The sequence below is a fragment of the Stenotrophomonas sp. genome (genome assembly GCF_032061965.1).
Taxonomy (GTDB): domain Bacteria; phylum Pseudomonadota; class Gammaproteobacteria; order Xanthomonadales; family Xanthomonadaceae; genus Stenotrophomonas.
This window is the reverse complement of record NZ_DAMBEF010000073.1, coordinates 1-11,067: the sequence shown is the minus strand read 5'-3', so window position 1 is coordinate 11,067 and position 11,067 is coordinate 1. Positions and strand designations below refer to the sequence as shown.

At 61.7% G+C, this 11,067-nt stretch carries 15 protein-coding genes and 1 pseudogene; 12 read left to right on the top strand and 4 right to left on the bottom strand.

Going from position 1 to position 11,067, the window contains the following annotated elements; all coding sequences use genetic code 11:
- Positions 1 to 167: tyrosine-type recombinase/integrase (locus tag RT460_RS19045; RefSeq protein WP_313321300.1), on the top strand; the 167-nt coding region annotated here is incomplete at its 5' end.
- Between the two features lie 160 nt (positions 168 to 327).
- Here the strand turns inward: RT460_RS19045 and RT460_RS19040 are convergent.
- Positions 328 to 495 (bottom strand): annotated as a pseudogene (locus RT460_RS19040) (transposase); the annotation flags it as partial.
- Positions 496 to 810: 315 nt separating this feature from the next.
- Between RT460_RS19040 and RT460_RS19035 the strand changes: the two are divergent.
- Complete coding sequence (locus RT460_RS19035) at positions 811 to 1,767, top strand: hypothetical protein (protein WP_313321298.1); 957 nt, start codon at positions 811 to 813, stop codon at positions 1,765 to 1,767.
- Positions 1,768 to 1,883: 116 nt separating this feature from the next.
- Here RT460_RS19035 and RT460_RS19030 read toward each other — a convergent pair whose 3' ends face one another.
- A complete protein-coding gene (locus RT460_RS19030; RefSeq protein ID WP_313321297.1) occupies positions 1,884 to 2,021 on the bottom strand; it encodes a hypothetical protein in 138 nt (45 codons plus the stop codon).
- A 347-nt stretch (positions 2,022 to 2,368) separates the two neighbouring features.
- Here RT460_RS19030 and RT460_RS19025 point away from each other — a divergent pair, with 347 nt between their 5' ends.
- The 5 genes from RT460_RS19025 (at position 2,369) to RT460_RS19005 (ending at position 4,927) form a co-directional block, all read left to right on the top strand.
- A complete protein-coding gene (locus RT460_RS19025) occupies positions 2,369 to 2,821 on the top strand; it encodes a VOC family protein (RefSeq protein ID WP_313321296.1) in 453 nt (150 codons plus the stop codon).
- Between the two features lie 14 nt (positions 2,822 to 2,835).
- Positions 2,836 to 3,219 carry a nuclear transport factor 2 family protein gene (locus RT460_RS19020; protein ID WP_313321295.1) on the top strand — a complete coding sequence of 128 codons (384 nt, stop codon included), beginning with the start codon at positions 2,836 to 2,838 and terminating at the stop codon, positions 3,217 to 3,219.
- A 7-nt stretch (positions 3,220 to 3,226) separates the two neighbouring features.
- Positions 3,227 to 3,685, top strand: coding sequence for an AraC family transcriptional regulator (locus RT460_RS19015; RefSeq protein ID WP_313321294.1), 459 nt, complete (start codon positions 3,227 to 3,229; stop codon positions 3,683 to 3,685).
- Positions 3,686 to 3,699: 14 nt separating this feature from the next.
- Entirely contained in the window at positions 3,700 to 4,125 is a 426-nt protein-coding gene (locus RT460_RS19010; protein ID WP_313321293.1) for a VOC family protein, read from the top strand.
- Between the two features lie 322 nt (positions 4,126 to 4,447).
- Entirely contained in the window at positions 4,448 to 4,927 is a 480-nt protein-coding gene (locus RT460_RS19005) for a DUF1203 domain-containing protein (protein ID WP_313321292.1), read from the top strand.
- Positions 4,928 to 4,935: 8 nt separating this feature from the next.
- Here the strand turns inward: RT460_RS19005 and RT460_RS19000 are convergent, their stop codons facing one another.
- Positions 4,936 to 5,826, bottom strand: a complete 891-nt coding sequence (locus RT460_RS19000; protein WP_313321291.1) for an NADPH-dependent FMN reductase — start codon at positions 5,824 to 5,826, stop codon at positions 4,936 to 4,938.
- Here RT460_RS19000 and RT460_RS18995 point away from each other — a divergent pair.
- The 3 genes from RT460_RS18995 (at position 5,752) to hslU (ending at position 8,066) form a co-directional block, all read left to right on the top strand.
- Positions 5,752 to 5,916 carry a DUF3079 domain-containing protein gene (locus tag RT460_RS18995; RefSeq protein WP_313321299.1) on the top strand — a complete coding sequence of 55 codons (165 nt, stop codon included), beginning with the start codon at positions 5,752 to 5,754 and terminating at the stop codon, positions 5,914 to 5,916. The genes RT460_RS19000 and RT460_RS18995 overlap by 75 nt on opposite strands.
- A gap of 192 nt (positions 5,917 to 6,108) precedes the next feature.
- The gene (hslV, locus tag RT460_RS18990; RefSeq protein WP_313321290.1) at positions 6,109 to 6,660 is read left to right on the top strand and encodes an ATP-dependent protease subunit HslV; all 552 of its coding nucleotides are present in this window, start codon (positions 6,109 to 6,111) and stop codon (positions 6,658 to 6,660) included.
- Positions 6,661 to 6,689: 29 nt separating this feature from the next.
- Entirely contained in the window at positions 6,690 to 8,066 is a 1,377-nt protein-coding gene (gene hslU / locus RT460_RS18985; RefSeq protein WP_313321289.1) for an ATP-dependent protease ATPase subunit HslU, read from the top strand.
- A gap of 542 nt (positions 8,067 to 8,608) precedes the next feature.
- On the opposite strand, the gene RT460_RS18980 is transcribed toward hslU, so the two are convergent.
- Positions 8,609 to 9,283 (bottom strand): TetR family transcriptional regulator, encoded by a 675-nt coding sequence (locus RT460_RS18980; RefSeq protein WP_313321288.1) that lies wholly within the window; start codon positions 9,281 to 9,283, stop codon positions 8,609 to 8,611.
- A 222-nt stretch (positions 9,284 to 9,505) separates the two neighbouring features.
- Between RT460_RS18980 and RT460_RS18975 the strand changes: the two genes are divergently transcribed.
- On the top strand, positions 9,506 to 10,690 hold the full coding sequence (locus tag RT460_RS18975) for an efflux RND transporter periplasmic adaptor subunit (RefSeq protein WP_313321287.1): 1,185 nt from the start codon (positions 9,506 to 9,508) through the stop codon (positions 10,688 to 10,690).
- A 12-nt stretch (positions 10,691 to 10,702) separates the two neighbouring features.
- A partial coding sequence (locus RT460_RS18970) for an efflux RND transporter permease subunit (protein WP_313321286.1) occupies positions 10,703 to 11,067 on the top strand: 365 nt, incomplete at its 3' end.

Genomic DNA, 11,067 nt, shown 5'->3' with positions numbered 1-11,067 from the left:
ACAGTTTCGCCAGCCATATCCTGGAATCGTCAGGCGACCTGCGCGGCGTGCAGGAATTGCTGGGGCATGCGGATATTGCGACCACGCAGATCTATACGCATCTGGATTTCCAGCATCTGGCCAAGGTTTATGATGCTGCGCATCCTCGGGCGAAGCGGAAGGTCTGATTACCTGTTCATCGGGCCGAGCGCTGTCAACGAAGGTCTGTGCAATCCGCGAGTGATATCGGAACTGACGCGTTTGAATCAACGCAGCCCGCTGGAATCTGCAAGATCCCAGATCAAGTTTTGCCCGCAGTACGGAATTTTCCGTTCTGCTGATACAACTGCCCGCCTGCAGTAACAACTGCCGCCAGCTCATCGACAAGTTGGGCGCTGCGAACAGCGTGAGCATCTGTGCGGTGTTCTTCACCAAGCCGCGATAGCAAGCCTTTGTGCAGCAGAACTGGGGCTGCACTACCCGGAATGGTCGTTCGACCTTGGCGCGCTGGCTTGCAAATACTCACATCGGGGCATTGCGTTCAACAACTAGATCCCGAATTTATCCTTTGCTCATGGACTGCATTTGACATTGCGTGGGTGCAGCGCTCGACCAGATTCCTGATGGTCGCGATCACGAGATATTGTGTCGCAGTCGGTCCGAAAGGCAATGTGTTCGACTTTTTGATGTGGCGTCATCTGTACCCACTATTTCAATAAGAAGTCGGCCGGTTTCTACTCATTCCTGTATGTGCGCCGAAACTCGAATTCGGACCTATGCTCGCCCCGCTCGTCATCTGGGGCGGGCGGCACTGACATTGAGGTTTTGACGATGAAAACGCATAAGAACAGCTCCGGTCGAGCAGCTGGATGGCTTCAGGCGTTCGGGCTTTTATGCAGTACTGCCCTGGTCTCATTCTCTGCTAGTGCCGGTGGTCTTGTTATTTGCAACCACTGCCCGTCCCGAGTCAACGCCGCCATAACAGCGGGCAGCGGACTTGTTGTAGTTGCCGACATTAGTGGAGTCAATCTGAGTGCGTACGAGGTTGAGTACGATATTGAGTTGCGACGCTGGCGGACTTTGTCAACACCGGTGCTGCCTAGTGTCAATCAGGCCTTTCTAAGAAATGTTGATCTCGTGACGGCCGCTGCCGCGGCTTCGGCTGGCAAGGCCAAAAATTCCGTGGAGGCGAAGGCTGCAGATACTGCTGCGGCAGGTTCTGGCGGCGTTATTGTCCATCTTCATCCTGACAACCCTGGCGGCGCAAACGAGATGCCGTTTCCATCGGCATTCAAGGGGTCGGATGCCTATGAGATTGTTCAGAACGCGACGGCCCGCCAAACGTTCGGTCGGAGGTTGGCTGAAGCGTTCAAGGGTGCGGATGAGAGCAGCCCGAACTGGAATTCGATAGCGAGCCAACTTTCCATGGCTGTTCTGACATTTGGAGAACTATATGGGGCAGGCACGATCACCATTGTTGTGCAGTGGCGAAATGGAACGATTACGCAGTACCGGCTGACTACAGAGAATATCGATGAAGCGAAGTACGAAAATGGAGAAAGCAGGGACGCGCAAGGGAATAAAATTCCTGACTCAGCCATCTCCAACCCTGCAACTGCCGGATCGTACGTAGGGAGCTACTACTTCGGTGAGTTGCCTGGTGGCGCGGATAACTTGCGGCGCTGGATGGATTCTGCCCGGATGTATGGAGTCCCAGTTACCGGGGCAGGCGGGAACCGTGCGTCGTGCAGTTGGGATGGAGTCACGATCAAGTGTATGGCCTACTAGCAGCTCAAGGGGACTCAAGAGAAAGCCCTGTCGTTGCGGGGCTTCTCTCGCGTTCTGCCTTGCCTGTCTTGGTCTCTCTGCTCTGGTCAAAGGTTGGATTGGGTGCGCACTGACTTTCACAAATTGCAGCCAGCGTCATCACATATCACGACGATGATGTTCGCGGCTTGCCTGGCCATGGCGGTCAAGGGGGATAGAAGTGCGGTGCAGGCGATCCCAACCGCCAGGAGGGATGAGCGAATCTTGTTCGACATGACACGTTCCTTTTGCTGGCGAAGGCGACATAAGGGAATGTCCGCCGATGTTGTGCAGGCAGGTAATTCTTGTTTGAGAATCCAGATGGAGCTATCGGGAGGTGCGAGAGTGGGAGTCGGGGGAGTTAGGTGTCTCTCCGCTCTGCGGCGATAGGTTGTCGGTCGACTCCCGCTGGCATTGGCGGTCAAGTGATTGCCGGTTCGATAGCGCGAGTGCAGGGGAACTACCGGGGCGTTGTGGCCGGATCGTTGCCGGCTCGATCAGCCCCGGATATTCGGGTGCCCGCGAATGATGACGAGCTCCGGAATTAGCGATACTGTGCGGCTTTCCAAGCCCGGATACGTGCATGACCATCAAGCGCATGGACAATGTCGGCATCGTGGTGGAAGACCTTGATGCTGCCGTTGCTTTGTTTTGCGAACTTGGCCTGGAGCTCGAGGGCCGCATGCCCATCGATGGCGAGTGGGCGGGGCGGGTAACCGGCCTTCACGGCCAACGCGTCGAGATCGCAATGATGCGCACGCCTGATGGGCATGGCCGGCTTGAACTCTCGCGTTTCGAGGTGCCCAGAATTGCATCGGATCATCGTGCCGCGCCGGTGAATTCGCTGGGCTATCTACGCGTGATGTTCACCGTCGACGATCTGGATGACACGCTCCGGCGGCTCAGTCTGTTGGGAGCGACGGTGGTGGATGAGGTGGTCGATTACCAGGGCATCTACCGGCTTTGCTACGTCCGCGGCGTCGAGGGCATTCTTGTTGGCCTTGCGCAGGAACTTGATTCCAGGATTTCAGCATGAAGGATAGTGCTCACATGGGCAGTGCCCAGATGCGTGAACGCATTGACACTTACATCCGTGCCTACAACGCCTTCGTTGTTGCAGGCATGGTGGCGCAGTTGACGCCCGATGTGGTGTTCGAAAACTACGTCAATGGTGTGTCGAACGCCTCATGCGAGGGGATTGCGGCATTTCAGTGCATGGCCGAGCGCGCGGCGTTGTTGTTTTCCGAACGCGAGCAGCGCATCACCGGCGTGAGGGTCCAGCTGGATTCGGTGCTGGTTGATATCGCGTACCGGGGCAGGTTGGCCGAGGATATTCCGGGAGGCCCGGCTGCGGGCGCGGAGCTGAATCTGCAGGGGCAGTCCGAGTTCTGGTTTGACGGCGGGTTGATCCGCCGTATCGTTGACCGTTGCTGAGACGCGTATGAATCAGCCCCCCGAACTCCTGCGTCGCCTGCTGCGCGCAAAGGACTGCATGGATCGCGCCAGCCATGAGCAGTGGCCGGTGGAGCGGCTGGCGCGGGTTAGCGCGGTCTCGCCCGCGCATTTCGCACGTTCGTTCAAGATGGCGTTTGGTGTTCCACCGCACCGTTACCTGCTCAGTCGGCGTATCGAACGTGCCGTGGCGTTGCTGCGCGAGAGCGACCTGCCGATCACCGATATCGCCTTGCAGACCGGATGGATCAGCCTGGGGACATTCGGCCGCATCTTCCGCGACATCACGGGCGCCAGCCCTGGTGCTGTGCGCCGCAGCGAGCGCGCTGTGCGGCCGGCCGCGGGCGTTCCGGAATGCTTGTCCCGCGCTGCACGACGTCCGGGCTTGAACACCGCAGTTTTGGAGAAGCGGCGTCGTGCCATGGTTGCTAGGGTTGGCACCACTTGACCGAGGGTATGCCGATGAGCAACGTGAATGTGGTGGGGCTGTATGTGCGCGACCAGGGCGAGGCGCTGGATTTCTACGTCAACACGCTGGGCTTCCGGGTACATACGGACGTGGGCAACGGGGACTATCGGTGGTTGACGGTACAGGCTGGCGGTGATGCAGGCTTCCAATTGGGCCTGTTCAAGCCGGGGCCACCTGTACATGACGAGGCCACCGCACAGACCCTGCAGCAGATGGTGGCCAAGGGCGCCATGCCGCCCTTGGTACTGGCCGTGGATGATTGCCGGGCGGCGTACGAGCAGTTGGCCGCGCGTGGGGTGGAGTTCACCCAGGAGCCGGTCGAGCGCTACGGCGCGGTGGATGCGGGGTTCCGTGATCCCTCTGGCAACGGCTGGAAGATGATCCAGGCGGCGACGGCCGACGCGCGCAAGCCGCAATGAGCAGCCGCCGGGTGCGGCCCATGCACCGCCGGGCGTAGATTTTCACGCGAGCGGTTGTTCCGATGTTGTCATCCGCGACGTCGGAACCGGCGCGCCGGCTGTGCGGCACACGTATCCCTGTTGCCACCACTATTAGCGCAACTGTTCATTGCGATGTGCAGGGTTGTGGCGCCTTGTGTCCGCAGGCGCGTATCGCGAAGGGGGAACAAGGTGTCGGGTCGGCCATGGCGACAGGTTGCAGGACGGGTGCCATGTCTGATCATGGCGGGCGGGCAGGCGCACCCGTCGGCATGCTTGGGCACCCTCATCTCCAGGCATTGCCATGGCTGCTTTCCGCTTGCACGGTTTGAACCTGACCGAATTTTCTGAGTTTTTCACGTGGGACGATGCCGCACTCGCAGCGAGGCAGATGCAACGGGTGGTGGCGACGTCCGCGTCTGGCTTCCCTTGCCGGGTGAGCCTGGTTGATGCCGGGGTGGGGGAGGACTTGTTGCTGCTTTCCTATCAGCACCAGTCGGCGGACTCTCCCTACCGCGCCGCTGGTCCGATCTTTGTAAGGCGCGGAGCGGTGGCCGCTGTATTGGCCGTGGACGAGGTACCGCGGCAGATTCTTCGACGTCTGATGTCGCTACGTGCCTACGATGCAGGCCACCGCATCATTGCAGCCGAGGTCTGCGAGGGCGAGGACGTCGCCGCATGGCTGGCGTCCCGCTTCGAGGACGCGAGCGTGGCCTATATTCACCTGCACTTCGCGCGCTACGGTTGCTATGCGTGCAGAGCGGACAGAGCCTGCGCTGGCTGATGCATGGACTATTGCAGGCCAAAGGCCTGTGCCTGCCATGCTTTTGCTGCCTGCAACGTGCGTATATGTGTCGCAAACGCTGAAAGGAACACCTTGATCTGGGCGGCGTGATCGGGACGCTTGAGCTGTTCGGCTATGGCATCCGGCGATTGGCCCATCAGGGGGACGCGCAGGAATGCCGTTTCCAGGAAGCCGCTGCTGACGGTGGATAGCACCAGGCGCAGTGAGGCCAGCATGTCGTCACCACGATGGGAGGCATGCGCAAGCGCGATGGGCTTGGCGATGATCTCGTGCCGGGACACCATCCAATCGATGGCGTTCTTCAGGCCGCCGGGTATGGCGCGCACATACTCGGGACTGGAAAAGATGATGCCGTCCGCGGCGGCTATCCGTGCCATGAAGTGTTCGATCTCAGCCGGCGTCCGGCTGCCTTCCAGATCGGGGCAGAATACCGGCAGGCGATCCAGGCGATGAAACACGCCAAGTGAGATATCTTCCGGGGTGGCGTCACGCATCGCATGGAGAAATGCGGTGTTGGTGGATGCTTGGCGTGCGCTGCCGGAGATCGCCAGGATGTTAAGTACTGCGTTTGACATCGATGTGCTATCCACAATGCGTTGGAGGGAGGGCGCTTTCACCCGAGCATGCGCGCAGCGGATGCAATAACGGAACGCGCGTGTATCGCTGTCGCCCTGCGCAACCTTTGCGCTCGGTTTGATTTCCGTCAAGGTAGATGTTGCAGCGGAAGCGCATGGTTGGGCCATCAGCCAGGAGGCCGCGCGATGGCGAAGCCATTTCCATTGAACCCCAAGCATCCCGAGCGCATCTGCTGGGGCTGCGACCGCTACTGCGCGACGGATGCGCTGGCTTGCGGCAATGGGTCCGGCCGAACCCAACACCCGGTGGAGTACCAGGGCGAGGATTGGTATCTGGCCTGGGGTATCGAGCCTGAGCCGGGTAGACCAGGGCAGGCAAAAAAGCAGCGTTGACCAAGCCGGAGGGTTGTCAGCGGCGAAGCTGGCGCTGCAGTGAACCCGATTACAGGATCGGTTTCGTGGCTGGCGCCGCCCTTGCGAGCAGGGTGGTTTTATGAACGCTGGCTGTCGCCGGCCAGGGAGGGGGGAGGCTTGATCGCGGCGGTTGTCGGCCCCATTACCGGTGAACAGTATTCCGGAGGCCGTATGGACCCCAGTCAGAACCCGAATGTTTTTCATGCCACCACCATTTGCTGCGTGCGTCGCGGCGAGCACGTGGCGATCGCTGGCGATGGTCAGGTCACCCTGGGTCATACGGTGATGAAGGGCAATGCGCGCAAGGTGCGCCGGCTGGGCCGTGATGGCCAGGTGCTGGCAGGCTTCGCCGGTGCGGCCGCCGATGCCTTCACCCTGTTCGAGCTGTTCGAGGCCAAGCTTGAAAAGCACGGCCAGCTGACCCGCGCGGCGGTGGAGCTGGCCAAGGATTGGCGTACCGATCGCCGCTACGGCAAGCTCGAGGCGCTGTTGGCAGTGGCCGACAAGGAAACCTCGCTGATCATCAGCGGCACCGGCGACGTGATCGAGCCGGAAGACGGCATCATCGCGATTGGTTCGGGCGGCTCGTATGCGCTGAGTGCTGCGCGTGCACTGCTCAAGCACACCGACCTGGATGCGCGTGGCGTGGCCACCGAGGCGATCAACATCGCCGGCGGCATCTGCATCTACACCAACACCAACGTGGTGGTGGAAGAGCTCTGAGCTCTTCGGCCATCGACTGCGAGTACCCCATGAACCACAAGATCGAAGTTTCGTCCGCCACCATGACCCCGCGCGAGATCGTGCAGGAGCTGGACCGCCACATCGTCGGCCAGCACGACGCCAAGCGCGCGGTCGCCATCGCCCTGCGCAACCGCTGGCGTCGCATGCAGCTGCCGACCGAGCTGCGCAACGAGGTGATGCCCAAGAACATCCTGATGATCGGCCCTACCGGCGTCGGCAAGACCGAGATCGCGCGTCGCCTGGCGACGCTGGCCAATGCACCGTTCGTCAAGGTCGAGGCTACCCGCTTTACCGAGGTGGGCTACGTCGGCAAGGATGTGGAGCAGATCATCCGTGACCTGGCCGATACCGCGGTGAAGCTGTACCGCGAGCAGGCCAAGGTGCGCGTCCGCACCCGTGCCGAGGAGAAGGCCGAAGACCGCATCCTGGATGCGCTGCTGCCGCGTCGCAGTGTCGGCATCGGGTTTGATGCCGAGGCTGCACGCAACGAGCCTTCGGCAGCCGATAACGAAACCCGCATAAAGTTCCGCCGCATGCTGCGCGCCGGCGAACTGGACGAGCGCGAGATCGAGCTGGAAATGTCTGCCAACGTCAGCATGGACATCATGACCCCGCCGGGCATGGAAGAAATGGGCCAGCAGCTCAAGTCCATGTTTGCCAACCTGGGCAGTGCCAAATCGAACAAGCGCACCCTGAGCATCAAGGCCGCGCGCCCGCTGCTGATCGAGGAAGAGGCCGGCAAGCTGGTCAACGAAGACGACATCCGCAGCGCCGCGATTGAAGCGTGCGAGCAGCATGGCATCGTCTTCATCGACGAGATCGACAAGGTGGCCAAGCGCAGTGATGCAGGTTCTTCCGGTGGCGACGTTTCGCGTGAAGGCGTGCAGCGCGACCTGCTGCCGCTGGTGGAAGGCTCCAATGTATCCACCAAGTACGGCACGGTGAAGACCGATCACATTCTGTTTATCGCCTCCGGTGCGTTCCATCTGGCCAAGCCGAGTGACCTGATTCCGGAATTGCAGGGTCGCTTCCCGATCCGTGTGGAGTTGGGTGCGCTGAGCAAGAACGATTTCGTCCGCATCCTGACCGAACCGAAGGCAGCGCTGACCAAGCAGTACGAGGCATTGCTGGCGACGGAAGGCGTCAAGATCGAGTTCGCCGGTGAAGCGGTCGACCGGTTGGCCGAGATTGCCTTCCAGGTCAACGAGCGGCAGGAGAACATCGGCGCGCGTCGTCTGCACACGGTGCTGGAGCGCTTGCTGGATACGTTGAGCTACGAGGCACCGGACCGGGACGGCGACAGCATCGCCATTGATGCAGCGTATGTGAACAAGCACCTGGGCGAGTTGGTGCAGGACCCGGATTTGAGCCGTTACATTTTGTAATAGGTGGCTCGGGTTGTAGATGCGAAAGCGGCGGCACTTTGGTGCTGCCGTTTTTTTTGGCAAGCACCGTTGCCCGGGCAAGCGCAGCGCCCCCGTAGCTGTTCGCATGAAGCCAATTTTGTAGAGCCGAGCCATGCTCGGCTTGGGCTGTACCGGGAACGCCTGTGCCGAGCATGGCTCGGCTCTACGGGGCGGTGGCTGAGTTGGATTCGGTTACGCGGCGGGTTGGCACCGTAGCCCGGGTAAGCGCAGCGCACCCGGGGCTGTTCGCACGAAGCCAATTTTGTAAAACCGAGCCATGCTCGGCTTGGGCTGTACCGGGAACGCCTCTGCCGAGCATGGCTCGGCACTACAGGGTGGTGACTGAGTTGGATTCGGTTACGCGGCGGGTTGGCACCGTAGCCCGGGTAAGCACAGTGCACCCGGGGCTGTTCGCACGAAGCCAATTTTGTAGAGCCGAGCCATGCTCGGCTTGGGGCTGTACCGGGAACGCCTCTGCCGAGCATGGCTCGGCACTACGGGGCGGTGGGCCGTGCGGTGGGTCAGAGCTCGTCGGCTTCCGGCGGCGGTAGCGGCAGTGGATCTGCGCCAGGGATGAAGACACCGGGCTTTACGTAGTGTGACAACAGCGCATCCATCATTTCGCGACTGTCGCGTTCCAGCCCGAATTGGCAGGGTTCCAGCATCGCGCTGTACAGCACGCCGGTCATGCCGGCATGCAGGATGCGCGCGACCACGCTGCTGTCCACGCCATCGCGCAACTGGCCCAGTTCGCGCGCGCGCTCCAGGGCGCGGCGGAAGATCGCCATCTCCTCTTCGATGCTGTCGTGCTGCAACCGCTGCATCGCCTGGCTTTCTGTCGACAGATCGTTGCGCAGCATGATTTCCATCATGTCGCGCAGATGCGGTTCGTTGGCCAGTTCACTCACCGATACCAGCATGGCCGAACGTAGATCCAGGATTGGCGTGTTGCGTTGGGGCGAATAGGTACGGCGCAGGCGCTTGATGAAAGGCACGCGCTCACGGTTGATCATCGCCTCCAGCACTTCGGTCTTGTTCTTGAAGTGCCAGTACACCGCGCCTCGCGAATAGCCGGCACGCTCACCGATCGCTGCCAGCGACGTGCCGGAAACGCCGTTTTCATGGAAGCAGGCCAACGCGGCATCCAGGATGCCTTCGCGGGTGGCAAGCGCCTCTTCTTTGGTTCTTCTGGCCATTGCGTGATGCAAATGCGGGATTAAACCGACCTGAATTATAGCTGTTTACAAACATCCGTGTATGTATGTATATTTCCACGGCTTGCTCGGCAGGATGGCGGTTGCATGTCACGGGGATTAACGCCCCGCGGCTGTACCCTTAACGGATGCCCGCGGGTGGCTGTTCTGCAGCTGCCCGGATTCCCTGTCCCCGAGCGCCCACTTCCTTACTGAGCCTCTTCCATGCCTGCCATCAGCCGCTACCGTCTCGTCGCGCTTTCTCTTGCACTATCCGTCGCGCTCGTTGCCTGCAAGGGTGGCGGGGAGCAGCAGCAACAGGGCGGCCCCGGGCAGGTCACCGTGGTCACGCTGAAGACCGAGGCCGTCACCCTGACCCGCGAGCTGGCCGGCCGAGCCACCGGCTACCAGGTCGCCGAGGTGCGCCCCCAGGTCAGCGGCATTGTCGCCAAGCGCCTGTTTACCGAAGGCAGCGTGGTCAAGGCCGGTGAGCCGCTCTATCAATTGGATGACGCTTCCTACCGCGCCCAGGCCAATAGCGCCCGCGCGCAGCTGGCGCGCGCCGAAGCTACCGCCAACGCTGCGCGCCTGGCCGCGCGTCGCAGCAGTGAGCTGGTCAAGTCCAAGGTGATCAGCGTGCAGGACGATGAGAACGCCCAGGCGGCGTGGAAGCAGGCCGACGCCGACGTGCTGGCCGCGCGTGCCTCGCTGGATGCGGCCAACGTGACGCTGGGTTATGCCCGCATCACCGCGCCCATCAGCGGCCAGATCGGCAAGTCGTCGGTCACCCAGGGCGCGCTGGTCAGCGCCGGGCAGGCCGAACCGCTGGCCACCATCAACCAGTTGGACCCGATCTACATCGACGTCACCCAGTCCTCGGCCGAGCTGCTGCAGCTGCGCCGCGAACTGGCCGCCGGCCGCCTGGAGGGCGCATCGGAATTGCCGGTCGATATCGTGCTGGAAGACGGCAGCACTTATGCGCACAAGGGCACGCTGGAATTCTCGGAAGTCTCGGTTGATCCCTCTACCGGCAGCTACAGCCTGCGCGTGCGGGTGGAAAACCCCGACCAGGTGCTGATGCCAGGCATGTTCGTGCGTGCGGTGCTGGGCAGCGGCGTGCGCCCGAATGCGTTGCTGGTGCCGATGCAGGGCATCGCCCGTGACGCCAAGGGCAGCACCTCGGCCATGGTGGTTGATGCCGAAGGCAAGGTTGCCGCCCGTCCGGTTACCGTCAGCCGCACCATTGGCGACAAGTGGCTGGTCGAGGATGGCCTGAAGGCCGGCGACAAGGTCATCGTCGAAGGCCTGCAGAAGATTGGCCCGGGGATGCCGGTGCAGGCCACCGAGAAGGGTGCCGAAGCCGCCAAGCCTGCCGCCGCGCCTGCCGCGGCGCCGGCCGCCAAGCAGTAAGCGGAGAATTTCATGGCTCGCTTCTTTATCGACAGGCCCATTTTTGCGTGGGTCATCGCCATCATCATCATGCTTGCCGGCGCAATGGCCGTGTTCAAGCTGCCGATCTCGATGTACCCGGAGGTCGCGCCGCCGGCCGTGTCCATTTCCGCCAACTACCCGGGCGCTTCGGCCAAGGTGGTGGAAGACTCGGTGACGCAGATCATCGAGCAGAACATGAAGGGCCTGGACGGCCTGATGTACTTCTCATCCAACAGCTCGTCCAACGGCCAGGCCAGCATCACGCTGACCTTCGAGAGCGGTACCGACTCGGACATCGCCCAGGTGCAGGTGCAGAACAAGCTGCAGCTGGCCATGCCGCTGCTGCCGCAGGAAGT

Coding starts and splice junctions, on each gene's coding strand:
- RT460_RS19035 (WP_313321298.1), top strand. CDS start 811: ATGAAAACGCATAAGAACAGCTCCGGTCGAGCAGCTGGATGGCTTCAG.
- RT460_RS19030 (WP_313321297.1), bottom strand. CDS start 2,021: ATGTCGAACAAGATTCGCTCATCCCTCCTGGCGGTTGGGATCGCCTGC.
- RT460_RS19025 (WP_313321296.1), top strand. CDS start 2,369: ATGACCATCAAGCGCATGGACAATGTCGGCATCGTGGTGGAAGACCTT.
- RT460_RS19020 (WP_313321295.1), top strand. CDS start 2,836: ATGGGCAGTGCCCAGATGCGTGAACGCATTGACACTTACATCCGTGCC.
- RT460_RS19015 (WP_313321294.1), top strand. CDS start 3,227: ATGAATCAGCCCCCCGAACTCCTGCGTCGCCTGCTGCGCGCAAAGGAC.
- RT460_RS19010 (WP_313321293.1), top strand. CDS start 3,700: ATGAGCAACGTGAATGTGGTGGGGCTGTATGTGCGCGACCAGGGCGAG.
- RT460_RS19005 (WP_313321292.1), top strand. CDS start 4,448: ATGGCTGCTTTCCGCTTGCACGGTTTGAACCTGACCGAATTTTCTGAG.
- hslV (WP_313321290.1), top strand. CDS start 6,109: ATGGACCCCAGTCAGAACCCGAATGTTTTTCATGCCACCACCATTTGC.
- hslU (WP_313321289.1), top strand. CDS start 6,690: ATGAACCACAAGATCGAAGTTTCGTCCGCCACCATGACCCCGCGCGAG.
- RT460_RS18980 (WP_313321288.1), bottom strand. CDS start 9,283: ATGGCCAGAAGAACCAAAGAAGAGGCGCTTGCCACCCGCGAAGGCATC.
- RT460_RS18975 (WP_313321287.1), top strand. CDS start 9,506: ATGCCTGCCATCAGCCGCTACCGTCTCGTCGCGCTTTCTCTTGCACTA.